Source organism: Streptomyces avicenniae (assembly GCF_000719135.1).
Classification (GTDB): Bacteria; Actinomycetota; Actinomycetes; order Streptomycetales; family Streptomycetaceae; genus Streptomyces; species Streptomyces avicenniae.
This window is the reverse complement of the sequence record NZ_JOEK01000010.1, coordinates 130,942-155,139: the sequence shown is the minus strand read 5'-3', so window position 1 is coordinate 155,139 and position 24,198 is coordinate 130,942. Positions and strand designations below refer to the sequence as shown.

The following is a 24,198-nucleotide window of genomic DNA, read 5'->3' as shown; positions in this document are numbered from 1 at the left end:
GGACGGCTGGCTCGACGCGTCCGGACGAGCGGGCGCACGGGCGCGCGTGCCGTCGCGTGGGCCTCACCACTGCGGCGGACTGGTGAGGCTGCGGGCGACGGCCTCGTCCAGCATCCGCGCCGTGGTGGGCACGTCGTGCCGCGAGTTGTCGATGATGGGCAGGCCGGAGCCGTACCACCCGGCCATGCGGCCGTGGATGGTGGCGACCTCCTCGTCGGAGAGGCGGCGGGTGCCGGTGCGGGCCGCGTTCCGTTCGAGGACGACGTCCAGCCCCGGCAGCAGCACGACGGGGATGAGCCCGGGGCCCACGTGCCGTTTCCAGCCGCCGAGCCCGACGGCGGGCCGGTCGGGGAAGACGGCGTCGTCCAGGATGCAGGAGATGCCGTTGGCCATGAAGTTGCGCGCGGCGAAGCCGCAGGTGCGGCGGGCGAGGCGGTACTGGGCCTCGGAGCGGTCGTCCCATCCCGCACGGGGATCGGCGAATCCGGCCCGCACCCACTCGCGGACGTCGTCGAGGCTGATGTGCGCGGTGGGCACCGGGCGCAGACCGGCCCAGTGACGGGCCACCGTCGTCTTCCCCGCCCCCGCCGGGCCGATCAGCAGGACCGCGACCCCGGCGTGCGCCGTGTCGGGGACGGCCGCGCCGGGCGGGGCGGCCGGGGCCGGGACCATGCCGCCTGGCGGCAGCTGGACGTGGCCGGTCGTCAGGCCGTCGGCCGGTGCCGTGGGCGGCACCGGCATCGCGCCGGGCTGGTGCATCAGCTCCCCCACCTGGAAGGTCCGCGCGGGGCCTGTCGGCCCGCGCATGTATTCGAACGCTCCACACGGTACCGGTCGTCCGTGTCGCCTCGTGATCTCCGCATTCCCGCTTCCGTCCGCGTTCACCCGGGGCGGGGGCGCATGAGCGCGCACGGGCGCCCGCACGGCCCGCCCCACCCGGCACAACGCGCGGGACGGCCCCCGGGTGCCGCGCCCGCGTCAGCCCGCCAGTTCCTCGGCGACGGCGCGCAGCGCGAGGACGTACGAGCCGATCCCGAAGCCCGCGACCGTGCCGCTGGCGACGGCCGCGACGACCGACGTGTGCCTGAACTCCTCGCGCCGGTGGGGGTTCGAGAGGTGCACCTCGATCAGCGGCGCCGTGCGCTGCGCGGCGGCGTCCCGCATGCCGTACGAGTAGTGCGTGAACGCGCCGGGGTTCAGCACGACGGGGATCGCCCCGTCCGCGGCCTCGTGCAGCCAGCGGATCAGCTCGCCCTCGTCGTTCGTCTCGCGCACCTCGACGTCGAGGCCCAGCTCCTCGCCCACGGCCGTGCAGCGTGCGACGAGCCCTGCGTACGAGGTGGAGCCGTAGACGTCCGGCTCGCGGGAGCCGAGGCGGCCGAGGTTCGGGCCGTTGACGACCAGGACGCGGCGGCTCACGCGGCGATCTCCGCGTGCGCGGCCAGCAGCATGGCCGGGTCGGGGCCCTCCAGGACGGTGGGCCGTGCCAGGCCGTCCAGGACGATGAAGCGCAGCCGGTCGCCGCGGGTCTTCTTGTCGATCCGCATCGTGTCCAGCAGGCGCGGCCACTGGTCGCCCCGGTAGGTGACGGGCAGGCCGACCGAGGTGAGGACGGCGCGGTGCCGGTCGGCGGTGGCGTCGTCGAGGCGGCCCGCGATGCGGCCCAGTTCCGCGGCGAAGACCATGCCGACGGCGACGGCGGCGCCGTGCCGCCAGTTGTAGCGCTCGTTCTTCTCGATGGCGTGCGCCAGGGTGTGCCCGTAGTTGAGGATCTCGCGGCGCCCCGACTCGCGCAGGTCGCCGCTGACGACCTCGGCCTTGACGCGGACCGCGCGCTCGATCAGCTCGGCGGCGAACGGCGCGTCGGGGCGGCGCGCGGCCTGCGGGTCGGACTCGATCAGCCGCAGGATCTCCGGGTCGGCGATGAAGCCCGCCTTGATGATCTCGGCAAGCCCCGAGACGTAGTCGTGGAGCGGCAGCGAGTCGAGCGCGGCCATGTCGCACAGCACCCCGGCGGGCGGGTGGAAGGCGCCGACGAGGTTCTTGCCCTCGGCGGTGTTGATGCCCGTCTTGCCGCCGACGGCCGCGTCCACCATGCCGAGCACCGTGGTGGGGACGGCGACCCAGCGCACCCCGCGCAGCCATGTCGCGGCGACGAAGCCCGCGACGTCGGTGGTCGCGCCGCCGCCGACGCCCACGATCACGTCGCTGCGCGTGAAGCCGGTCTGGCCGAGCGCCTTCCAGCAGTACGCGGCGACCTCGGCCGTCTTGGCCTCCTCGGCGTTCGGCAGCTGGACGGCGATGGCCTCGTAGCCCTGCTCGGCGAGGTCCTGGCGCAGCACCTCGCCGGTCTCGGCCAGCGCCTCGGGATGCAGCACGGCGACCCGGCGGGCTTCGGCGCCGACCAGGCGGGGCAGCTCGTCCAGCAGGCGGCGGCCGATGAGGACGTCGTACGGGGTGGTCCCTGCCTCGCCGCCGACGGTGACCGTGACGGTCTTCTCCTCGGGCGCTGCGGGTGTGGTCATGCTGTCGTCAGCTCCAATGCGTCGAGGACCGCGGAGGCGACCTCGTCCGGGGTGCGGTCTGCGGTCGTCACGACCGCGCGGGCGACCTCCGTGTACAGGGGGCGGCGCTCCTCCATGAGGGCGCGCCAGCGCTGCCGGGGGTTGACGGCCAGCAGCGGGCGGGAGACGTCGAGGCCGACGCGCTTCATGGCCTCGGCGAGCGGCACGTCCAGGAAGACGACGGGCAGCCCGGCCAGCAGGGCGCGGGTGCCCGCGTCCAGCACGGCGCCGCCGCCGAGGGAGACGACGCCGTCGTGCCCGGTGAGCGCGGCGCGTACCGCGTCGGCCTCCAGGGCGCGGAAGTGCGCCTCGCCCTCGTCGATGAAGATCTCGGAGATCGGCTTGCCTGCGGTGCGCTCGACGTCGGCGTCGGTGTCGCGGACGGTCCTGCCGAGGCGCCCGGCGAGGAGCGCGCCGACGGTGGACTTGCCGGAACCGGGCGGCCCGACGAGGACGGCGGCGGGTCCGGCGGCGGGGGCGGCGGTCACCTGACCTCCAGCGAGTCGAGGAAGCCGGTGACGTTGCGCCGCGTCTCGGGGACGCTGTCGCCGCCGAACTTCTCGGCGACGGCGTCGGCCAGCACCAGCGCCACCATCGCCTCGGCCACGATGCCCGCGGCGGGCACGGCGCAGACGTCGGACCGCTGGTGGTGCGCGCGGGCCGTCTCGCCGGTGGCGACGTCCACGGTGGCGAGGGCGCGCGGCACGGTCGCGATGGGCTTCATCGCGGCGCGTACGCGCAGGAGTTCACCGGTGGTGAGGCCGCCCTCGGTGCCGCCGGAGCGGCCGGAGGCGCGGCGGATGCCGTCGGGGGTGGCGATGATCTCGTCGTGCGCCCGCGAGCCGGGGACGCGCGCGAGCCCGAAGCCGTCGCCCAGTTCCACGCCCTTGATGGCCTGGATCCCCATCAGCGCGCCCGCGAGCCGGGCGTCGAGGCGGCGGTCCCAGTGGACGTGCGAGCCGAGGCCGACCGGGACGCCGTACGCGAGGACCTCCACGACGCCGCCGAGGGTGTCGCCGTCCTTGTGCGCCTGGTCGATCTCGGCGACCATCGCCGCGCTCGCGCCCGGGTCGAGGCAGCGCACCGGGTCGGCGTCGAGCCGCGCGGTGTCGGCCGGGACCGGCAGGTCACCGTGCGGGGCAGCCGCGGCGCCCAGCTCCACGACGTGCGAGACGATCTCGATCCCGGCGGTCTCCTTGAGGTAGGAGCGGGCGACGGCGCCGAGGGCGACGCGGGCCGCCGTCTCCCGGGCGGAGGCGCGTTCCAGGATGGGACGGGCCTCGTCGAAGCCGTACTTCTGCATCCCGGCCAGGTCGGCGTGGCCGGGGCGCGGCCGGGTGAGCGGAGCGTTGCGTGCCAGGGCGGCCAGTTCCGCGGGGTCCACCGGGTCGGCGGACATGACCTGCTCCCACTTGGGCCACTCGGTGTTGCCGACCATGACGGCGACCGGGGAGCCGAGGGTCAGCCCGTGACGGACGCCGCCGAGGAACGTGACCTCGTCGCGCTCGAACTTCATCCGGGCGCCCCGCCCGTAGCCGAGCCGCCGGCGGGCCAGCGCGTCCGCCACCAGGTCGGTGGTGACCGGTACGCCGGAGGGCAGCCCCTCCAGCGTCGCCACCAGTGCGGGTCCGTGCGACTCCCCCGCGGTCAGCCAGCGCAACCTGCTCAACGGTGCTCCTTGCGATGCCTCGTGCGATGCCTCGGCCTGTACGACCCTGCCGATGTCTCCGTCACGATCCTGCCATGTCCCGGCGGGTGGCCAGGAAGTGGTCTGAACCGCGAGACGGCCGGGGGGGATCAGGCGGCGGCGAGGGCGTTCTCGCCCGCCTCGCGCATGGCGGCCAGCGGCGCGGCGGGGGCGCCCGTCATCCGTTCGACCTGGAGGACGGCCTGGTGGACGAGCAGGTCGAGGCCGCCGACGACCCGGCCGCCGCGCGCGCGCCAGGCGGCGGCGAGCGGGGTGGGCCAGGGGTCGTAGAGGACGTCGAAGAGCGTGCCGGGGCGCTCCGGCACGGCGGCGGCGAGGGCGTCGGTGGCCCCCGCGGGGGTGGTGGCGACGACGAGCGGCGCGGTCAGCGCCTCGTGGGCGCGCGACCAGTCGGCGGTGGCGACGGGGACGCCGAGCCGTTCGCCCCAGCCGCGCATCTCGGCGGCGCGCGCGGGGCCGCGGACGTACGCCGTCACCTCGCCGTCGCACACGCGGGCGAGGGCGGCGAGGGCGGAGGACGCGGTGGCGCCCGCGCCGAGGATCGCCGCGCGCCCGACGCGGGTGACGCCGCGTTCGCGCAGGGCCGCCTCGATGCCCGGGATGTCGGTGTTGTCGCCGAGGCGGCGGCCTTCGGGCGTGAACAGGACGGTGTTCACGGCCTCCACGGACGCGGCGACCGGGCTGATCTCGTCCAGCAGCGGCATGACGGCGCGCTTCAGCGGCATCGTCAGCGACAGCCCGGCCCACTCGGGGCCGAGTGCGGTGACGAACGGCGCGAGCGCGGCCTCGTCGATCTCGAACCGGTCGTAGGACCACCGCGCGAGGCCCAGGGCCCGGTAGGCGGCGCGGTGGAGGACCGGGGAGAGCGAGTGGGCGATCGGGGAGCCGAGGACCGCGGCGCGGCGGGGTGGGGCGGAGGTCATCCGTCCCCTTCCTCACGGGCCTGCCGCTGGGCCTCGTTGAAGTCCTCGCGGTTGCGTTCGTGCTCGTCGAAGTCGTCGGTGAAGCGGGTGTCGCCCGGCGTGACGGTGACGAAGTAGAGCCAGGGCCCGTCCTCCGGGTTGAGCGCCGCCTCCAGCGCCTGGTGGCCCGGGTTGTCGATCGGGCCGGGGGGCAGGCCGTACTCCTCGTAGGTGTTGTACGGGGAATCGACCTGGATGTCCTCCAGCGAGACGTCGAGCGTCGAGCGGCCCATCGCGTAGTTGACCGTCGAGTCGAACTGGAGCCGCATGTCGATGTCGAGGCGGTTGTAGATGACGCGCGAGACCTTGGGGAACTCGCCGTCCTCCTGGGCCTCGGCCTGGATGAGCGACGCGATGGTGAGTATCTCGCGGGGCGTGCGGTCGAGCCCGGCCGCGGCGTCCTCCAGGTTGATCTCGGTGAACTCCGCCTCGGCGCGGTCCACCATCTGCGTCAGCAGGTCCTCGGGGGTGGTGTTCTCGCCCACGTCGTAGCGCGCGGGCCACAGGAAGCCCTCGACGTCGCCCTCGGCCCACTCGGGCAGCCCGATGTCGGCGGACTCGGCGATCTCCTCGGTGGCGCCCTCCTCCAGGCCCAGCCGCTCGTCGATGGCGGCGTACGTCTGGATGGCGCGCTGGCCCTCGGGGATGATCAGCGCGTTGCCGCCCGGCCCTTCGAGCAGCAGCGCGACGGCGGACTCGGCGGACATCTCGTTGCGGAGCGTGTAGATGCCCGCCTCGATGAGCTGGCCGTCGGCCCCTGCGGCGGCGACGAACGCGTCATGGCTCTGGACGACGCCCTCGTTGCGCAGGAGGTTGCCGATGTCGGAGAGGGACGAGCCCTCGGGGATCGTGACCTCGATCTCGCCGGTGCCCTCGCCCGCGTAGTCGGCCGGGGGGCCGAAGCGGTCCTGGTAGAAGCCGTAACCCCAGTAGGCGACACCGCCGAGACCGCCGACGACGAGGGCGGCGGCGACCATGCAGCCGCAACCGCCGCGCCTGCGCTTCTTCTTGTCGTCCTTGTCACCCTTGTCCGCACGGCGGCCCGCGCGGTCGTCGGCCTCGGACCAGTCGTCGTCCTGCTTGCCGAAGAAGTCGCTCTCGCCCTGGTCCGGGCCGGGGTCCCAGCCCGTCTCGGGGTCGGCCTCGGTGTCGGGCGGGCTGTCGGGTCCTGTGTCGTGACGGCGCTGGCCCGGCGCCCTCGGCCCGGCGGGCGGCGCCTCGGGGCCGGGGCCGGGCTGCTGCTGGTGCTGCTGCGGGTAGGGCTCCTGCCCGTAGGAGTCCTGGGCGTAGTGCTGCTGCTGGTCCTGATGTTGCTGCTGCGCGTCCGCGCCCTGGTACCCCTGCGCCTGCTGCTGTTGCTGCTGCGCGCCGTACGGGTCCTGGTACTCGCCCGTGGGGTACGCGCCGGTCTGCTGCGCCGCGTACGGGTCGCCGGTGTAGTACTGGCCCGACTGGTCGTACTGGCCGCCCCCGTACTGACCGCCGCCGTCCCAGCCCCCCTGCTGCTGGCCGTAGTACTGCTGCTGGTCCTGCGGCTGCTGCCCGTACTGCGGGTCGTAGCCCTGGCCCTGCTGCGGGTACTGCTGCTGGGGCTGGCCGTACTGGTCCCACCCCTGTTGCTGCCCCTGCTGGGGCGCTCCCTGGCCCTGCTCGGCCGACCAGTCGCGTTCCCCGTACAGCGGATCGTTGTCCGGGTACCACGGTTCGGGGCCAGGCCCCCGGCCATACTCAGTCATCGATCCCCTTGTGACGCGAGACGGCGGTCGGCGGACCCCCCGCAACCAGCCCGACCGTCCTTGGCGCGGAACGTTACCGTACCGCGATCAGACAACCACTTCGACGCACTGCCCCGGTGGCTGCCCCGAAGCCCGCTCGCTCTCCAGGGCCGTCTGGAGGATAACGACGGCGGCTGCCTGGTCGATACGCGCGCGGCCCTTGCGCGCGGAGACCCCGGCGGCCCGCATGTCACGGGCGGCGCTGACCGTGGACATCCGCTCGTCCACCAGCCTGACCGGCACCGGGGCCACCCGCCGCGCCGTCTCGCGCGCGAACGCGCGCACCCGCGCGGCGGCCGGGCCCTCCCGTCCGTTCAGCGACCGGGGCAGGCCCATCACCACCTCGACCGGCTCGTACTCGGCGACGAGCTGCGCCAGCCGCCGCTGGGCGGCCGGGACGTCACGTCCCGGCACCGTCTCCACCGGCGTCGCGAGCACCCCGTCGGGGTCACAGCTCGCGACGCCGATCCTGGCCTCGCCGACATCGACGCCGAGCCGTCTGCCCCTGCGCATCAGGCGGCTTCCGTGACCAGTCGCTCGACGGCGGCCAGCGCCTCCTCGACGGCGGTCGGGTCCTGCCCACCGCCCTGCGCGACGTCCGGCTTGCCGCCGCCACCGCCACCGAGCGCCTTGGCCGCGGCGCGGACGAGGTCACCGGCCTTGAGCCCGCGCGCGCGGGCCTGCTCGTTGGTCGCGACGACGGTGAGCGGCCGTCCGTTGACCACGGTGAACAGCGCGACCACCGCGGCCCGGTCCCCGGGGAACCGGCCGCGCACGTCGAGCACGAGACGGCGCAGGTCGTCGGCCGTCGTGCCGTCGGGCACCCGCCCCGAGGCGAACGCGACGCCGCCGATGTCCTGGGCGGCGGCGGCCAGTCCACCGGCCGCCTCCAGCACCTTCTGGGCGCGGAAGCGCTCGATCTCCTTCTCGGCGTCCTTCAGCCGCGTGAGCATCCCCGAGATCCGCTCGGGCAGTTCCTCGGGCCGCCCCTTCACCAGCTCGGTGAGCTGCGCGACGACCGTGTGCTCGCGGGCGAGGAAGCGGTAGGCGTCGGCGCCGACCAGCGCCTCGACGCGGCGCACGCCCGAGCCGATGGACGACTCCCCCAGCAGCTTGACCAGGCCGAGCTGCGCCGTGTTGTGCACATGCGTGCCGCCGCACAGCTCCTTGGAGTAGTCGCCGATGGTGACGACGCGCACCCGGTCGCCGTACTTCTCGCCGAACTCGGCGATGGCGCCCTGCTTCCTGGCGTCGTCCATCGACATCACCTCGGCGGTGACGTCGAGTTCGCGGGCCAGCACCTCGTTGATCTTCTGCTCGACGTCCGCGAGGACGCTGCCCGGCACGGCGGTGGGCGAGCCGAAGTCGAAGCGGAAGCGGCCCGGGGAGTTCTCCGAGCCCGCCTGCGCGGCGGTCGGGCCGAGGGCGTCCCGCAGCGCCTGGTGCGTCAGGTGGGTGGCGCTGTGGGCGCGGGCGATGGCACGGCGGCGCGCGAGGTCGATGCGGCTGTCGGCGGGAGCGCCGAGCGTCACCTCGCCCACCTGCACGACGCCCTTGTGCACGAACACGCCCGGCACCGGCTGCTGCACGTCGCGCACCTCGACCACCGCGCCGGAGGCGAGGCGGATACGACCGGTGTCGGCGAGCTGTCCGCCGCCCTCGGCGTAGAACGGCGTCCGGTCGAGGACGATCTCGACCTCGTCGCCCTCGGTGGCGACGGGCGCGGGCACGCCGTCCACCAGCACGCCGACGACGGTGGCCTCACCGGCGGTGTGCGCGTAGCCGATGAACTCGGAGGGACCGGCCGCGTCCGCCACCTCGCGGTAGGCCGACAGGTCGGCGTGGCCCTGCTTCTTGGCGCGGGCGTCGGCCTTGGCGCGGTCCCGCTGCTCCTTCATCAGCCGCCGGAAACCGGCCTCGTCCACGGACAGGCCCTGCTCGGCGGCCATCTCCAGCGTGAGGTCGATCGGGAAGCCCCAGGTGTCGTGCAGCAGGAACGCCTTGTCGCCCGTCAGCACGGTGCCGCCCGCCGACCTGGTGTCGCTGACGGCGGTGTCGAGGATGTTGGTCCCGGCCTTGAGCGTCTTGAGGAACGCCGCCTCCTCGGCGAGGGCGACGGTCTCGATGCGGCGGCGGTCGGTGAGCAGGTCGGGGTACTGCTGCCCCATCGAGCCGAGGACGACGTCCACGAGGTCGCCGACGACCTCGCCGGTGGCGCCGAGGAGGCGCATGTTCCTGACGGCGCGGCGCATGATGCGGCGCAGGACGTAGCCGCGGCCCTCGTTGCCCGGCGTCACGCCGTCGCCGATGAGCATCACGGAGGTCCGCATGTGGTCGGCGACGACGCGCAGGGACACGTCGCTGTCCTCGCCCGCGCCGTAGGCGACGCCGGTCAGCTCCCCGGCGCGGTCGATGACGGGACGCAGGGTGTCCGTCTCGTACATGTTGTGGACGCCCTGGAGGACCATCGCCAGCCGTTCCAGGCCGAGCCCGGTGTCGATGTTCTTGGCGGGCAGCTCGCCGAGGATCGGGTAGGCGTCCTTGCCCTCGCCCGCGCCGCGCTCGAACTGCATGAACACCAGGTTCCACAGCTCGACGTAGCGCTCGTCGTTGACGGCGGGGCCGCCCTCGGCGCCGAACGCGGGGCCACGGTCGTAGTTGATCTCCGAGCAGGGCCCGCAGGGGCCGGGGACGCCCATGGACCAGAAGTTGGGGCCCATCCCGAGACGCTGGATGCGCTCGGCGGGCACGCCGACGACGTCGCGCCAGATGCGTTCGGCCTCGTCGTCCTGCTCGTAGACGGTGATCCACAGCCGCTCGGGGTCGAGGCCGTAGCCGCCGTCGGCGACGGAGGACGTCAGCAGCTCCCAGGCGAGCGTGATGGCGCCCTCCTTGAAGTAGTCGCCGAACGAGAAGTTGCCGCACATCTGGAAGAACGTGCCGTGCCGCGTGGTCTTGCCGACCTCCTCGATGTCGGGCGTGCGCACGCACTTCTGCACGCTCACGGCGCGCGGGTGCGGCGGGGCGACCTCGCCGAGGAAGTAGGGCTTGAACGGCACCATGCCCGCGGGGACCAGGAGCAGCGTCGGGTCGTCCGCGATCAGCGACGCCGAGGGCACGACCGTGTGCCCGCGCTTCTCGAAGAAGCTCAGCCAGCGGCGGCGGATTTCAGCCGACTCCATCAGTGGTCCTCTTTTCGGGTTCCCGGGGGGTGTTCCCGGACGGTCGGGGCGGGGGGAGCACGCGGGCGGACGCGGGAGGCTCCGCGTCCAGGCCCAGGGCGTCGTTGAGTTCGGTCTCGCGCTGCGCCATGCCGGTGCGCACGTCCAGGGCGAAGACGCGCGCGCGGCGCCCGGCCGCCGCGGCGCGGTCGGCGGCCCGGACCGCGAGGCTCTCGGGTGCCAGCTCGCGCAGGGTGCGCTGGACCTTGGTGGTGGCCCAGACACCGGCGGCTGCGCCGGTGGTGAACCAGAAGGCGCGGCGGATCACGGGTGGGTCAGTCCTTTCCTGGACGCCCGGTGCGGCGGCGCCGGGGGCCCGGCAGCGTGCGGCCGGGCACGGTGCGGAGGGTACGCGACGGCTCGTCGGCCGTGCGGCGGCGGGCCAGCGCGCGGCGTACGCCGTAGCCGAAGGCGGCGACCTTCACGAGGGGCCCGCCGAAGGTCGTGGCGACGGTGGCGGACAGCGCGGAGGCGCTGGCGGCGACGTCCTCGACGTCGGCGGCGATGGTGTCCACCCGGTCCAGCTGGGTCTGCGCGGAGCGCACGGTCGCGGACGCCTCGCCGAGGAGGGGCACGGCCCGCTCGGTGACCTCCTCCAGCATCCGCGTCGCGGCGCGCAGGGCCTGCGCGAGTCGGACGAGCGCGACGGCGAGGAAGGAGACGAGGATCGCCCAGAAGACGGCCACCAGCAGACCGGCCACTTCACCACCGGACACGGACGCACCGCCTCCCTCGTACGGATGTCGGACGGACATCGGGATGATGCCGGTCCACCGGCCGCGCGCCCGGGTCGGCGGGGCCCTTCCGAGCATGGCGGCGGAGCCCCGACCCTATCGCGCCGGCCGCCGCCCCTCGTACCGCACAACACCCGCCCGTGCCAAGCCGGGCGACCGGAATTGTACGTTCTGCATATCGACCAGTACGCTCCGTGTTTCATGCGAGGCTTTCAAGATGCCGAGCCCTCGGCTCGGGACGCACCGGGCATCGGGCGGAGGCCGGGCAACTTCCCGGCGGAGCTGACGGCCTTCATCGGCCGTCGGGCCGAGACCACCGCGCTGAAACAGGAGGTGGCGCGCTCCCGGCTCGTCACGGTGACCGGGGCGGGCGGCGTCGGCAAGAGCCGGACGGCGCTGCACGCGGCCCGTCAGTCACAGGAACGCTTCTGTGACGGCGTCTGGCTGGTGGAGCTGGCGGCGGTCCGCGACCCCGACCTGCTGGCGCACGCCGTCGTCGAGGCCCTGGGCGTCATCGACCACTCCCGGCGTCCGCCGCTCACCGTGCTGACCGACCATCTGGCCGACCGGCGGCTGCTGTTGGTGCTCGACTGCGTCGAGCACCTGGTGGAGCCGTGCGCCGACCTCGTGCACGAGCTGCTGCGGCGCGCCCCGCGCCTGCGGGTGCTCGTCACCGGGCGCAGGCCGCTCGGCGTGGCGGGCGAGGTGCTGTTCCCGCTCGGCCCGCTGACGGCCCCTGCGCCCGGCCCGACGCCCGCCGCGACGGCGGTGAGCGAGCCGGACGGCGGCCGTCCGCTGGAGGAGGCCGCGGAGCTGTTCGCCGCGCGGGCCTCGGCCGTCGTCCCCGGGTTCTCCGTGACGGACGACAACCGGCGGCTGGTCGAGGAGATCTGCCACCGCCTCGACGGCATCCCGCTGGCGCTCGAACTGGCCGCGGGGCGGCTGCGCACCCTGTCGCTGGAGCAGACCCTCGCCCGCCTCGACGACCGCTTCCGGCTGCTCGTGGGCGGCGCGCGGGGCGCGCCCGCGCACCACCAGACGCTGCGGACGGCCGTCGGCTGGAGCCACGAGCTGTGCACGCCCCAGGAACGGCTGCTGTGGGCCCGGCTGTCCGTCTTCGCGGGCGACTTCGACCTCGACGCGGTGGAGTACGTCTGCGGCGGCCCCGAACTGACGGCGGACGAGGCCCTGGACGTGCTGTCCGAGCTGGTCGCGCAGTCGATCGTGAGCAAGGAGGAGACGCGCGCAGGGGTCCGCTACCGGATGCTCGACACGCTGCGGGCGTACGGCGCCGACTGGCTGGAGGCGACGGGCGACGCCGCCCGGATGCGCCGCAGGCACCGCGACTGGTGCACGGGCCTGGTCACGTACTGCGAGCTGGAGTGGTTCAGCGCGCGCCAGGCGGAGGTGGCGGCCAGGCTCGACGTCGAGATGCCGAACCTGCGGGCCGCGCTGGAGTACGCGCTGGAGGACGAGGAGGACGGCCGCTACGCCCTGCACCTCGCCGCGACCCTGTGGTTCTGCTGGGTGGGCTGCGGCCGGATCGCCGAGGGGCGGCACTGGCTGGACCGCGTGCTGGAGCTGGAGACGGACCACGAGGACGCGCGCCTGGACGCGCTGTGGGTCTACGGGTACGTCGCGGTGCTCCAGGGCGACACGGTGGGCGCGCTCAGCGTGCTCCAGGAGTGCGGCGAGGGCGCCGAGCGTACGGGCAACCAGCTCGCCGCCGCGTACGCCGTCCACCTCACCGGCTGCCTCGCGCTCATCAACGACGAGATGCCTCGCGCCGAGTTGCTGCTCTCCGAGGCGCTGCGGCGGTACGAGGAGATGGGCACGCTCAACAGCAACGTCCTGGTGGGCCGTTCCGAGTACGCGATGGCCATCGCCTTCCAGGGTGACCTGGACCGGGCCGTGGAGCTGTGCGAGGAGGTCAGGCAGGCGTGCGAGGACAGCGGGGAGCAGTGGGCCAGCGTCTACGCGCTGTACGTCCTCAGCTTCGCGGCCTGGCAGCGCAAGGAGACGGCGGCGGCGCGTGAGCTGATGGAGCACTCGCTGCGGGTCAGCCACACGTTCCGCGACCTGGTCGGGACGGTGCAGTCCGTCGAGATGATGGCGCTGATCACGGCGACCGAGGGGGACGCGGCGGAGGCGGCGGTGCTCCAGGGCGCGGCGGGCCGGCTGTGGCGTTCCGTGGGGATGCCGCTGTTCGGCTCGGACTACTTCAACTATCCGCACAAGGAGTGCGAGCGGATGGTGCGCGAGCAGATCGGGACGGCCCGGCAGCGGGAGTTGCAGCGCGAGGGCGAGCGGCTCGACATGGACGAGGCCGTGGCCCGCGCGCTGTACCGCCGCTCGGCCGCCGGGCAGACGCGCAGCGCGGTGGCTGGCTCGTCCGTGCGGCCCTCGCAGCTGGGCGGGAACCGGCTTCCGGCGCCCGCCGCGTCCCGCGCCGACGACGGGGAGGCGGCGGGCGGGGCGGCTCAGCGGGCGTAGTACTCGACGACCAGCTGCTCGTCGCAGATGACCGGGATCTCGGACCGGTTGGGGTCGCGGTCGAGGCGGAAGGCGAGAGCCTCCAGGTTGACCTGGAGGTAACGGGGGGTCTCGCCCTCGCCCGCGTACCCACCCTCACGGGCGACGAGGAACGGGTGCTTCTCGCGGCTGCGCTCGCGGACGCTGACGACGTCCTCGGGGCGGACGCGGAAGGACGGCTTGTCCACCTTGCGGCCGTTGACGGCGATGTGGCCGTGCACGACCATCTGGCGCGCCTGGTAGATCGTGCGGGCGAGTCCGCTGCGCAGGACCAGGGCGTCGAGGCGGCGCTCCAGCTCGATGATCAGGGCCTCGCCGGTCTTGCCGACGACCTTGCGGGCGCGGTCGTAGGCGCGCGCCATCTGCCGCTCGCTGATGTCGTACTGCGCACGGAGCCGCTGCTTCTCCAGCAGCCGGACCTTGTAGTCGCTGGTCTGCTTGCGGCCCCGCCCGTGCTCGCCCGGCGGGTAGGGGCGCTTCTCGAAGTACTTGACCGCCTTCGGCGTGAGCGCGATACCGAGGGCGCGCGACTTCTTGACCTTGGGACGCGACTGGTTCACGTTGAACGAACCTCCGTGTAAGTTAGGTGAGGCTTACCTTAGCTGAGGAGTGCGCATGATTCGACCTGGGAGCCCCATGTCCGGCATCGGAAACCGAAGCCGGGAGGAGGGTCAGCCGCGTCCCGGTGGCGAAGCAGCCGTCCGGCGGCCTTCAGCGGCCGAACGGGTACGCACCCTGGTCGAGTCAACCGCATCGGCGGCCCTCTCGATTCCGGGCGCCGACCTCGGGGACCTCGGCCACGGTGTCCCGCAGGCCCGCGTCGTCACCCCGTCGGGAGACGTGTTTCTGCTGGTCCCGGCCGATTCACCGGTCGCCAGGGCCGCCGCCCACGCGCAGGACGACGACGTGACGGCAGTGATGGAGATCACTGACGTCGCGCCCGTCTCCGTGCCCCACCGCATCCGTGGACGCGCCTGGGTCGCGGGCTGGCTGACCGCCGTCCGCGACCAGGACGAGCATTGCGCCGCCTCCCGCCTGCTCGCCGAACGCCACCCGGCGGGGCCCGCGCCCGGCGCGGACTGGGCGCTGCTGCGCCTGGAGGTCGGCGAGGCGTTCGCCGACGACCTGTGGGGCGAGGCGCACGTGGAGCCCGAGGAGTTCGCCGCCGCGGCAGCCGACCCGCTGGCGCGTCACGAGGCCGAGCTGCTCCAGCACCTCGCCGCGGCCCACACGGAGCAACTGCGGTCGCTGTGCGCGCTCCTGGAGGACGAGGGCGAGAACGACGAGGGCGAGGCGACCTGCCCGGCCTGGGACAGCATCACGCCGCTCAGCCTCGACCGCTTCGGGCTGCGGGTGCGGCTGCGCTCGGACGCCTCGGTCTGGGACGCACGCTTCGACTTCCCCGAGCCGGTCGGCGACATCACGGGGCTGCGCCGCGCGATGCACCACCTCTTCGAGGCCGCCGCGTCCTGACCCGCGGCCTTCACCGCCCCGGCGGCGCCGCCCCGCCTCAGCCCTCGCCCGCGAGGCGGCGGCGGACGCGCGCCAGGACCTCCGTGTACCGCGCCTCGGCGCCGTGGGTGGTCGGACGGTAGTAGCGCTTGTCCCGCACGGCGTCCGGCGCGTACTGCTGGGCCGCGATGCCGCCCGGCACGTCGTGCGGGTACTGGTAGCCCTTGCCGTGGCCGAGGTCGGACGCCCCGCCGTAGTGGCTGTCGCGCAGATGCGCGGGGACGGGACCGGCGAGCCCGGCCCGTACGTCGGCCTGCGCCTCGCCGATCGCGACGACCGCCGTGTTGGACTTCGGGGCGAGGGCGAGGGCGATCGTCGCGTGGCCGAGGGTGATCGCCGCCTCGGGGAAGCCGATCATGGCGACGGCCTGCGCCGCGGCGACCGCCGTCTGGAGGGCCGTCGCGTCCGCCATGCCGATGTCCTCGCTGGCCGAGATCATCAGCCGCCTGGCGATGAAGCGCGGGTCCTCCCCCGCCTCGATCATCCGGGCCAGGTAGTGCAGCGCCGCGTCCACGTCCGAGCCCCTGATGGACTTGATGAGCGCGCTGGCGACGTCGTAGTGCTGGTCGCCGTCCCGGTCGTAGGTGACGGCCGCGCGGTCCACGGCCTGCTCCATGGTGGCGAGCGTCAGCTCCTCCTCGCCCTTGGCCAGCGCGGCGCCCGCCCCGGCCTCCAGCGCCGTGAGGGCGCGGCGCGCGTCCCCGCCGCCGATCCGCAGCAGATGCGCCTCGGTCGCGGCGGGCAGCGTCACGGCGCCGCCGAGGCCCCGCTCGTCCGCGACGGCGCGGCGCAGGAGGCCGCGCAGGTCGTCGTCGGTGAGCGGTTCGAGGGTGAGGAGCAGCGAGCGCGACAGGAGCGGCGAGATGACGGAGAAGTACGGGTTCTCGGTCGTGGCGGCGATGAGGGTGACCCAGCGGTTCTCCACGGCCGGGAGGAGCGAGTCCTGTTGCGCCTTGCTGAAGCGGTGGATCTCGTCCAGGAAGAGCACGGTGTCCTTGCCGTAGGCGCCCGAGGAGCGCCGCGCGCCGTCGATGACGGCCCTGACCTCCTTGACGCCCGCGGTGATCGCGGACAGCTCCACGAAGCGCTTGTCCGTGGCCTGGCTGACGACATGGGCCAGCGTCGTCTTCCCGGTGCCGGGCGGCCCCCACAGGATCACGGACGAGGGACCGGCAGGACCTCCCGCGCCCTCGCCGACGAGCCGCCGCAGGGGCGACCCCGGGCGTAGGAGATGACGCTGGCCGACGACCTCGTCGAGCGTGCGCGGACGCATCCGTACGGCGAGGGGACGGCCGGACGGGTCCCTCTCGGCACGCTCCTCGGCCGCGGCGGTGAACAGATCGGGCTCCACACCTCCCGACCCTAAGCCACCCCACCGACAGCCGGGCGCGCGGTGCGGGGGCGGGGCCGCCCGCCGGTCAGCTCGTCCAGAAGTCCCACCAGCGCGTCAGGATCAGCATGCCGATGACCCCGGTGTGCAGGACGGGCAGGAGCCAGGTGAACTCCGCCAGGAACTGCCGCGCACCCGCGGGGGCGGGCAGGATGCCGTGCCGGACGTTGTGCGCCGTCGTGTACCAGAACATGGTCAAGGTCGCGACCCAGGCGAGGCAGCACCACAGGCACAGCGCGTTGATCTCGTACAGCGACTGGTACTGGAGCCAGGTGCAGAAGGCGACGCCGAAGAGCGTCCCGGCCTGGAGGCCGAGCCAGAACCAGCGGCCGTACCTGGCGCCCGCCAGCAGGCCCGTGCCGATCGCGACGACGGCGGCGTACGCGGCGAGCCCGAGCATCGGGTTGGGGAAGCCGAACGCCTCGGCCTGGTCGCTCTCCATGATGGAGCCGCAGGAGACGACCGGGTTGAGGCTGCACGCCGGGGTGAAGTCGGGGTCCTCCAGCAGGTGGAACTTGTCCAGCGTGATGACCCAGGACGCGAGCAGACCCGCCGCCCCGGTGATCACCAGCAGCAGCGCGAAGCCACGCGCCGCGCCGGTGCCGGGCCGCCGGGCGGGGCCCGCCGCGGCGGGCCCGCCCGTCCGCACCTCGTCCACAGCCGATGCCGCCATGCCGCCCATCCGTTCCGTCCGATCCGGCCGGTTGATCCGGTTACGGGACGGTCGTCCGGCCCGTACCGCCATTCTGCACCAGTGACGGAGCGACCCAGAAGCGGTGACGGCGGGGTCAGGCGCCGCCCGGCCCCGCGGAGAGCCTGGCGGTCAGGTCGGTGAGGAGCGCGTCGAGCGCCACGGGCGTCTGGTCCCCGCTGTCGAGGTCCTTCACCTGCACCACGCCCTCGGCCAGGTCCCGCTCCCCCGCGACCACGGCGAAGCGGGCGCCGCTGCGGTTGGCCGCCTTCATCGACGCCTTGACGCCCCGCCCGCCGTAGGCGAAGTCCGCCGCGATCCCGACCCGCCGCAGCTCGGTGACGACGCCGAACAGCGCCTGCCGCGCCTCCTCGCCCAGCGGGACGGCGAACACGTCCGTGGCGCGCGGGAGCGGCAGTTCCACGCCTTCGGCCCGCAGCGCGAGGACGGTGCGGTCCACGCCGAGCGCCCAGCCGACCGAGGGCAGCGGCGGCCCGCCGATCAGCTCGGACAGGCCGTCGTACCGCCCGCCGCCGCCGACCGCCGACTGGGAGCCGAGGCCGTCGTGCACGAACTCGAACGTCGTGCGCGTGTAGTAGTCGAGGCCGCGCACGAGCCGCGGGTCGTCGGTGAACGCGACGCCCGCCGCCGACAGCAGCTCCCGCACCCGCTCGTGGTACTCCTTGCAGGATTCGCACAGGTGATCAGACAGGAGCGGGGCGTCGGCGAGCTGACGCTGCACCTCGGCGCGCTTGTCGTCGAGGACGCGCAGCGGGTTGATCTCGATGCGGGCGCGGGTCTCCTCGTCCAGGTCGAGGCCGCGCAGGAAGTCCTGGAGGGCGGCCCGGTACGCCGGGCGGCACTCCTGGTCGCCGAGCGAGTTCAGGAGCAGGCGGACGCCGGACAGCCCGAGCGCGCGGTAGGCGTCGGCGGCCAGGACGATCAGCTCGGCGTCGAGCACCGGGTCCTCCGCGCCGATCGCCTCCGCCCCGACCTGGGAGAAGTGGCGGTAACGACCGGCCTGCGGGCGCTCGTACCGGTAGTACGTGCCGGAGTACCAGAGCTTGACCGGCAGGCCCCCCGCCCGGTGCAGGTTGGCCTGGAGCGCCGCGCGGAGCACGGAGGCGGTGCCCTCGGGGCGCAGCGCGAGGTGCGTGCCGCCCTTGGTGGTGAGGGTGTACATCTCCTTGGTCACGATGTCGGTGGACTGGCCGACGCCGCGCGAGAACAGCTCGACGTGCTCGAAGCCGGGCGTCTCGACGTAGCCGTAGCCCGCGCGCCGCAGCGGGGCGGCGAGGGCCTCGCGCACCGCGAGGAACGCGGCGGAGTCGGGCGGCAGGAGGTCGTACGTGCCCTTGGGGGCGGAGAAGGTGCTCACGAAAGGTTCTTCACATTCCTCGTCGCGGGGGCGCGGCGTCGGCGCCCTGGCCTGCGGCCGTCTCCCGCAGGTACGGGTTGGTGGCGCGCTCACGGCCGATGGTCGTCTGCGGACCGTGCCCGGACAGGACCACCGTCGAGTCGTCCAGCGGCAGGCACACACGGGCCAGCGAGCGCAGGATCTCGGCGTGGTCTCCGCCGGGGAGGTCGGTGCGTCCGATGGAGCCGGCGAACAGCAGGTCGCCCGAGAACAGGACCGGAGGGACGTCGGTGCGCTCGGGCAGCCGGAAGGTCACCGACCCCCCGGTATGGCCGGGCGCGTGCGCGACGGAGAACGACAGGCCCGCCAGGTCGAGCCGCGCGCCGTCGGTGAGTTCCCGCAGGTCGTCGGGCTCGCCGACGGTCAGCTCGCCCAGCAGGGGCTGCCCGATGCGGGCGCCGAGGGCCTTCTCCGGGTCGCCGAGCATGTACCGGTCCTTCGGGTGCAGCCAGGCCGGGACGTCGTGCGCGCCGCAGACCGGGACCACCGAGGCGACATGATCGATGTGCCCATGGGTGAGAATGACGGCGACAGGCTTGAGCCGGTGCTTGGTGACGGCCTCCTCGACACCGGGCGCCGCCCGGTGACCGGGATCGATGATCACGCACTCCTCGCCGGCGGCGGGCGCGACCAGGTAACAGTTGGTCCCCCAGGCACCGGCCGGGAACCCAGCGATGAGCACGGTCGTCCTTCGGTCGTCGGCGGTCTGACGTGACAGGAGCCTACCGGCGGCGGTGCAGCGCGGGCGAACCCGTATACGGTGACGCCACGACGGGTCCAGCTAGCCGGTCGAGGACCGGCCGAGAGAGGGAGAGCGCGGTGTCCACCAAGGATCAGCGGCGCAGACAGCTCGCACGGGCCAAGTGGGAACGGCAGCAGCAGCGCCGGACCGTACGGCAGCGCAGGAGCCGCAGGCTCCGCGTGCTGATGGCCGCCTTGATGGTGATCGTCGTGGCGGGTGGTGTCACGGCTCTCGTCCTGGTGAACCAGGACGACGACGACACGGCCACCGCCGCAGCGGACGGCGCGGCGTCGGAGGAGCCGACGCCCGAGGCGAGCGACCCGCCCGACGACCCGTGCGCCGCGCCCGCGCCTGGCGAGCCGTCGGGGGACCAGTGGGAGGAGGCGCCCGAGATGACGGTGGACGCCGAGGCCATGTACACCATGGCGCTCGCCACCACCTGCGGCGACATCGAGATCACGATGGACGCGTCCCTCGCGCCCGAGACCGTGAACTCCTTCAACTTCCTGGCGGGCGAGGGCTTCTTCGACCACACGCGCTGCCACCGCCTCGTGACCGAGGGCATCCACGTCCTCCAGTGCGGTGACCCGCAGGGCACCGGCGCGGGCGGCCCCGGGTACACCATCCCCGACGAGAACCTGGACGCCCCGGAGATCGCGGACAGCGTCTACCCGGCGGGCACCGTCGCGATGGCCAACCAGTACAACGCGACGGAGGACTCGGGCCGTGACACCGGCGGCAGCCAGTTCTTCCTCGTCTACGAGGACAGCCAGCTCCCGCCGGACTACACGCCCTTCGGGACCGTGACGGCCGGGATGGACGTCCTCCAGACCATCGCCGCGACCGGCGCGGCGGCGCCCGACCCGACCTCGGGCAACACCGCGCCGTACGCGACGGTGGTCATCGACGAGGCGACGGTGTCCCGGGTCGAGGGCGCGTAGGCCCCTCACCGGGGAGTCCGCCCGGAAGTTCCGCCCGGCAAGGTGCGGACAGCCGGGCGGACTGTCGCCTATGTTGGCCTCTGCAAGGTGTCGGCACCGGCCGGGGGGACCCGGCAGCCGGTGGGACCGGGCGAGAAGTGTGGACGATGCCGGGGGCGTCACGCCCCGTCGTGCGCATCAAACGAGGAGGCGCTGTGAGCAGCGAGCCATGGGGCCGCGTCGATGAGACGGGGACCGTTTACGTACGGACGGCGGAGGGCGAGAAGACCGTCGGCTCCTGGCAGGCAGGGTCGCCCGACGAGGCACTCGCCTATTTCGAGCGCAAGTACGAGGGCCTCGTGGTCGAGATCGACCTCCTGGAGCGCAGGGTCCGGACGACCGATCTGTCCGCGAAGGACGCCACGACGGCCATCGGTCACCTGCGCGCGCAGGTGGACGAGGGGCACGCGGTGGGCGACCTCGCCGCGCTCGGGACCCGGCTCGACGGGCTGGTCACCGTCGTCGAGTCCCGGCGCGAGGAGCGCAGGGCCGCGCGGGCGCGGCAGACCGAGGAGGCGAGGACCGCCAAGGAGGCGCTGGTCGCGGAGGCCGAGGAGCTGGCCGCCAGCGAGCAGTGGCGCAGCGCGGGTGACCGGCTGCGCGCCCTCGTGGACACCTGGAAGGGGCTCCCCCGGCTCGACCGCAAGGCGGACGACGAGCTGTGGCACCGCTTCTCCCAGGCGCGGTCGGCGTTCTCCAAGCGCCGCAAGTCGCACTTCGCCGCACTGGACTCCCAGCGCGAGGAGACGCGGCGGCGCAAGGAGAAGCTGATCGCCGAGGCGGAGTCGCTGTCGGGCTCGACCGACTGGGGCACGACGGCCGCCAGGTACCGCGAGCTGATGGCGGAGTGGAAGGCCGCCGGGCGTGCCCAGCGGGACGCCGAGGAGGACCTGTGGACCCGCTTCCGGGCGGCGCAGGACGTCTTCTTCCAGGCGCGCGGCGGCGCGTTCGCCGAGCGGGACTCCGAGCAGCGGGACAACCTGGCGCGCAAGGAGGAGCTGGCGGCCGAGGCCGAGAAGATCCTCCCGATCACCGACCTGCGGGCGGCGCGGGCCGCGCTGCGGTCGATCGGTGAGCGCTGGGAGGCCGTGGGGCATGTGCCGCGGGACGCGCGGGCCGGGATCGAGGGCCGTATCCACGCCGTCGAGCGGGCCGTCGCGGAGGCGGAGGACGCGGAGTGGCGCCGCAGCAACCCGGAGGCGCGTGCCCGTGCCGCCGGGCTGACGGGGCAGCTCCAGGACGCCGTGGACCGGCTGCGTGAGCAGGCCGAGCGTGCCCGCGCGGCGGGCAACACGGCGAAGGCGGACAAGCTGGAGCAGGAGCGCGCCGGGCGGCAGGCGCTGCTGGACCAGGCGCTCAAGGGGCTCCAGGAGTTCGGCGGCTGACACGGCCCCGTGGTACCCCACGCACGGCGGCGGCGCCGGACCGAGTGGTCCGGCGCCGCCGCCGTTCGTCGTGCCCGCCGGGCCGCTCAGGGTCTGCGGGGCGAGGTGACGCGGTAGACGTCGTAGACGCCCTCCACGCCGCGCACGGCCTTCAGGACGTGCCCCAGGTGCTTCGGGTCGCCCATCTCGAAGGTGAACCGCGAGGTGGCCACCCGGTCGCGCGACGTCTGGACGGCGGCGGACAGGATGTTCACGTGCTGGTCCGACAGGACGCGGGTGACGTCCGACAGCAGCCGTGAGCGGTCGAGCGCCTCGACCTGGATGGCGACGAGGAAGACGGAGGACTGCGTCGGCGCCCACTCGACGTCGAGGATGCGCTCGGGCTCCCGGGACAGCTCGTCCACGTTGAGGCAGTCGGCGCGGTGCACGGAGACGCCGCTGCCGCGCGTGACGAAGCCGATGATCGGGTCGCCGGGCACCGGGGTGCAGCAGCGGGCGAGCTTGACCCAGACGTCGTCCACGCCCTTCACGACCACGCCGGGGTCCGCCGTGCTGCGGCGCTTGGTGCGGGCGGGTACGGGCGGCGCGGACTCGGCGACGTCCTCGTTGGCGGCCTCCTCGCCACCGGCGGCCTGGACCAGTTTGCGCACCACGTTCGGCGCGGAGACATGGCCCTCGCCGATGGCCGCGTAGAGCGAGGAGATGTCCGGGTAGCGCATCTCGTGCGCGAGGGTGACCAGCGCATCGCCGCTCAGCACGTGCTGGAACGGCAGGTTCTGCTTGCGGACGGCGCGGGCGATGGCGTCCTTGCCGTGCTCGATCGCCTCGTCGCGCCGCTCCTTGGAGAACCAGCCGCGGATCTTGTTCCTGGCCCGGGGCGACTTGACGAAGCCGAGCCAGTCGCGGGACGGCCCGGCGCCGTCGGCCTTCGAGGTGAAGATCTCGACGGTGTCGCCGTTGTCCAGCGTGGACTCCAGCGGCACGAGCCTGCCGTTGACCTTGGCCCCTATGGTGCGGTGGCCGACCTCGGTGTGGACGGCGTACGCGTAGTCCACCGGTGTCGCCCCGGCGGGCAGGGCGATGACGTCGCCCTTGGGCGTGAAGACGAAGACCTCGTTGCGCGACAGGTCGAAGCGCAGCGACTCCAGGAACTCGCCCGGGTCCTCCGTCTCCTTCTGCCAGTCGAGGAGCTGCCGCAGCCACGTCATGTCATCGACGGTGGTGTGGCCGTTCTTCCTGCCGCCCTGGCGGGGCGTGTCCGAGCGCACCTTGGAGGAGCCCGCCACGGCCTGCTGCTTGTACTTCCAGTGCGCCGCGATGCCGAACTCCGCGCGCCGGTGCATGTCGAAGGTGCGGATCTGGAGCTCCACCGGCTTGCCGCCAGGCCCTATGACCGTCGTGTGCAGCGACTGGTACATGTTGAACTTGGGCATGGCGATGTAGTCCTTGAACCGGCCGGGCACCGGGTTCCACCGCGCGTGCACCGTGCCGAGCGCCGCGTAGCAGTCGCGGACGGTGTCCACGAGGACGCGGATGCCCACCAGGTCGTAGATCTCCGCGAAGTCCCGGCCGCGGACGATCATCTTCTGGTACACGCTGTAGTAGTGCTTGGGACGGCCGGTGACCGTGGCCTTGATCCGGGCGCCGCGCAGGTCGGCCTGCACCTCGTCGATCACGGTGGCCAGGTACTCGTCCCGCTTCGGCGCGCGCTCGGCGACGAGGCGGACGATCTCGTCGTACATCTTGGGGTAGAGGATGGCGAAGGCCAGGTCCTCCAGCTCCCACTTGATGGTGTTCATGCCGAGGCGGTGGGCGAGCGGGGCGTAGATCTCCAGCGTCTCGCGGGCCTTCTGCTCCTGCTTCTCGCGCTTCAGGAAGCGCATGGTGCGCATGTTGTGCAGGCGGTCGGCGAGCTTGATCACCAGGACGCGCGGGTCCTTGGCCATGGCGACGACCATCTTGCGGACCGTCTCGGCCTGCGCCGCCTCGCCGAACTTGACCTTGTCCAGCTTGGTGACGCCGTCCACCAGCAGCGCGACCTGGTCGCCGAAGTCGCGGCGCAGCGTGTCGAGGCCGTACTCGGTGTCCTCGACGGTGTCGTGCAGGAGCCCGGCCATGAGGGTGGCGGCGTCCATGCCCAGTTCGGCGAGGATCGTCGTGACGGCCAGCGGGTGCGTGATGTACGGGTCGCCGCTCTTGCGCTTCTGGCCCCGGTGCCAGCGCTCGGCGACCTGGTAGGCCCGCTCGATCTGCCGCAGGACGGCGGTGTCCGCCTTGGGATCGTTGACCCGGACGACGCGCAGCAGCGGTTCGAGCACCGGGTTGTACGGGGTGGTGCGCTGGACGCCGAGGCGCGCGAGGCGTGCCCGTACCCGGTTGGACGAGCCGGAACGGCCGGAGACGCCGGAGACCGTCGGGCTGGACGGCGGGGCGGGCGGCTGGGGGCGGCCTTCCGCGCCGTCCCGGCGGCTGAGGGACACCGGCGGCTTCGCGTTCTTCCGCTGCGTCGAGGTCAGCGGCTTGGCGTCGTCAGGCAAGGGCACTCCTTTACGAGGCCCCTCCCCGCCATGGGCGGCCGGAGAGGG

The 24,198-nt window shown here is 73.5% G+C and carries 21 protein-coding genes; 4 read left to right on the top strand and 17 right to left on the bottom strand.

Features of this window, described 5'->3' with window-relative positions; genetic code table 11:
- Positions 1–63: 63 nt before the first annotated feature.
- From IF27_RS18815 to IF27_RS18765, 11 genes are all read right to left on the bottom strand, one after another.
- A complete protein-coding gene (locus IF27_RS18815; protein WP_420822030.1) occupies positions 64–924 on the bottom strand; it encodes an AAA family ATPase in 861 nt (286 codons plus the stop codon).
- A 54-nt stretch (positions 925–978) separates the two neighbouring features.
- Complete coding sequence (gene aroQ, locus IF27_RS18810; protein WP_052850821.1) at positions 979–1,419, bottom strand: type II 3-dehydroquinate dehydratase; 441 nt, start codon at positions 1,417–1,419, stop codon at positions 979–981.
- Positions 1,416–2,525 carry a 3-dehydroquinate synthase gene (aroB, locus tag IF27_RS18805; RefSeq protein WP_052850820.1) on the bottom strand — a complete coding sequence of 370 codons (1,110 nt, stop codon included), beginning with the start codon at positions 2,523–2,525 and terminating at the stop codon, positions 1,416–1,418. Before aroB ends, aroQ begins: the two co-directional genes overlap by 4 nt.
- Positions 2,522–3,052, bottom strand: coding sequence for a shikimate kinase (locus IF27_RS18800; RefSeq protein ID WP_052850819.1), 531 nt, complete (start codon positions 3,050–3,052; stop codon positions 2,522–2,524). The genes aroB and IF27_RS18800 overlap by 4 nt, the downstream gene beginning before the upstream one ends.
- Positions 3,049–4,233: a chorismate synthase gene (gene aroC / locus IF27_RS18795; RefSeq protein WP_052850818.1), complete on the bottom strand. Its 1,185-nt coding sequence runs from the start codon at positions 4,231–4,233 to the stop codon at positions 3,049–3,051. Before aroC ends, IF27_RS18800 begins: the two co-directional genes overlap by 4 nt.
- A 128-nt stretch (positions 4,234–4,361) precedes the next feature.
- Positions 4,362–5,195, bottom strand: a complete 834-nt coding sequence (locus IF27_RS18790; protein WP_052850817.1) for a shikimate dehydrogenase — start codon at positions 5,193–5,195, stop codon at positions 4,362–4,364.
- Positions 5,192–6,970 carry an endolytic transglycosylase MltG gene (mltG, locus tag IF27_RS18785; RefSeq protein WP_052850816.1) on the bottom strand — a complete coding sequence of 593 codons (1,779 nt, stop codon included), beginning with the start codon at positions 6,968–6,970 and terminating at the stop codon, positions 5,192–5,194. The genes IF27_RS18790 and mltG overlap by 4 nt, the downstream gene beginning before the upstream one ends.
- Before the next feature lie 87 nt (positions 6,971–7,057).
- Positions 7,058–7,522 carry a Holliday junction resolvase RuvX gene (gene ruvX, locus IF27_RS18780; protein WP_052850815.1) on the bottom strand — a complete coding sequence of 155 codons (465 nt, stop codon included), beginning with the start codon at positions 7,520–7,522 and terminating at the stop codon, positions 7,058–7,060.
- A complete protein-coding gene (gene alaS / locus IF27_RS18775; RefSeq protein WP_052850814.1) occupies positions 7,522–10,191 on the bottom strand; it encodes an alanine--tRNA ligase in 2,670 nt (889 codons plus the stop codon). The genes ruvX and alaS overlap by 1 nt, the downstream gene beginning before the upstream one ends.
- The gene (locus IF27_RS18770) at positions 10,178–10,498 is read right to left on the bottom strand and encodes a DUF6167 family protein (RefSeq protein WP_052850813.1); all 321 of its coding nucleotides are present in this window, start codon (positions 10,496–10,498) and stop codon (positions 10,178–10,180) included. The genes alaS and IF27_RS18770 overlap by 14 nt, the downstream gene beginning before the upstream one ends.
- 7 nt (positions 10,499–10,505) lie before the next feature.
- Positions 10,506–10,946 carry a DUF948 domain-containing protein gene (locus IF27_RS18765; RefSeq protein ID WP_052850886.1) on the bottom strand — a complete coding sequence of 147 codons (441 nt, stop codon included), beginning with the start codon at positions 10,944–10,946 and terminating at the stop codon, positions 10,506–10,508.
- Between the two features lie 219 nt (positions 10,947–11,165).
- Here IF27_RS18765 and IF27_RS18760 point away from each other — a divergent pair, with 219 nt between their 5' ends.
- On the top strand, positions 11,166–13,457 hold the full coding sequence (locus IF27_RS18760) for an ATP-binding protein (RefSeq protein ID WP_052850812.1): 2,292 nt from the start codon (positions 11,166–11,168) through the stop codon (positions 13,455–13,457).
- Here the strand turns inward: IF27_RS18760 and rpsD are convergent.
- Positions 13,445–14,056 (bottom strand): 30S ribosomal protein S4, encoded by a 612-nt coding sequence (rpsD, locus tag IF27_RS18755; RefSeq protein ID WP_052850811.1) that lies wholly within the window; start codon positions 14,054–14,056, stop codon positions 13,445–13,447. The two genes, IF27_RS18760 and rpsD, sit on opposite strands and share 13 nt — an antisense overlap.
- A 280-nt stretch (positions 14,057–14,336) precedes the next feature.
- Between rpsD and IF27_RS18750 the strand changes: the two genes are divergently transcribed.
- Positions 14,337–14,969, top strand: a complete 633-nt coding sequence (locus IF27_RS18750; RefSeq protein WP_420822029.1) for a DUF2470 domain-containing protein — start codon at positions 14,337–14,339, stop codon at positions 14,967–14,969.
- A 37-nt stretch (positions 14,970–15,006) separates the two neighbouring features.
- Here IF27_RS18750 and IF27_RS18745 read toward each other — a convergent pair whose 3' ends face one another.
- The 4 genes from IF27_RS18745 to IF27_RS18730 form a co-directional block, all read right to left on the bottom strand.
- On the bottom strand, positions 15,007–16,359 hold the full coding sequence (locus IF27_RS18745; RefSeq protein ID WP_052850809.1) for a replication-associated recombination protein A: 1,353 nt from the start codon (positions 16,357–16,359) through the stop codon (positions 15,007–15,009).
- A 67-nt stretch (positions 16,360–16,426) separates the two neighbouring features.
- Positions 16,427–17,071 carry a vitamin K epoxide reductase family protein gene (locus IF27_RS18740; protein ID WP_052850885.1) on the bottom strand — a complete coding sequence of 215 codons (645 nt, stop codon included), beginning with the start codon at positions 17,069–17,071 and terminating at the stop codon, positions 16,427–16,429.
- Positions 17,072–17,186: 115 nt separating this feature from the next.
- Complete coding sequence (gene hisS / locus IF27_RS18735; RefSeq protein WP_052850808.1) at positions 17,187–18,467, bottom strand: histidine--tRNA ligase; 1,281 nt, start codon at positions 18,465–18,467, stop codon at positions 17,187–17,189.
- A gap of 10 nt (positions 18,468–18,477) precedes the next feature.
- Positions 18,478–19,188 (bottom strand): MBL fold metallo-hydrolase, encoded by a 711-nt coding sequence (locus IF27_RS18730; RefSeq protein WP_052850807.1) that lies wholly within the window; start codon positions 19,186–19,188, stop codon positions 18,478–18,480.
- Between the two features lie 137 nt (positions 19,189–19,325).
- Here IF27_RS18730 and IF27_RS18725 point away from each other — a divergent pair, with 137 nt between their 5' ends.
- Together IF27_RS18725 and IF27_RS18720 are read left to right on the top strand one after the other, a co-directional pair.
- Positions 19,326–20,189: a peptidylprolyl isomerase gene (locus tag IF27_RS18725; RefSeq protein ID WP_052850806.1), complete on the top strand. Its 864-nt coding sequence runs from the start codon at positions 19,326–19,328 to the stop codon at positions 20,187–20,189.
- 194 nt (positions 20,190–20,383) lie between these two features.
- Complete coding sequence (locus IF27_RS18720; RefSeq protein ID WP_052850805.1) at positions 20,384–21,613, top strand: DUF349 domain-containing protein; 1,230 nt, start codon at positions 20,384–20,386, stop codon at positions 21,611–21,613.
- 86 nt (positions 21,614–21,699) lie between these two features.
- Here the strand turns inward: IF27_RS18720 and IF27_RS18715 are convergent, their stop codons facing one another.
- A complete protein-coding gene (locus IF27_RS18715; RefSeq protein WP_052850804.1) occupies positions 21,700–24,150 on the bottom strand; it encodes a RelA/SpoT family protein in 2,451 nt (816 codons plus the stop codon).
- Positions 24,151–24,198 lie beyond the last annotated feature (48 nt).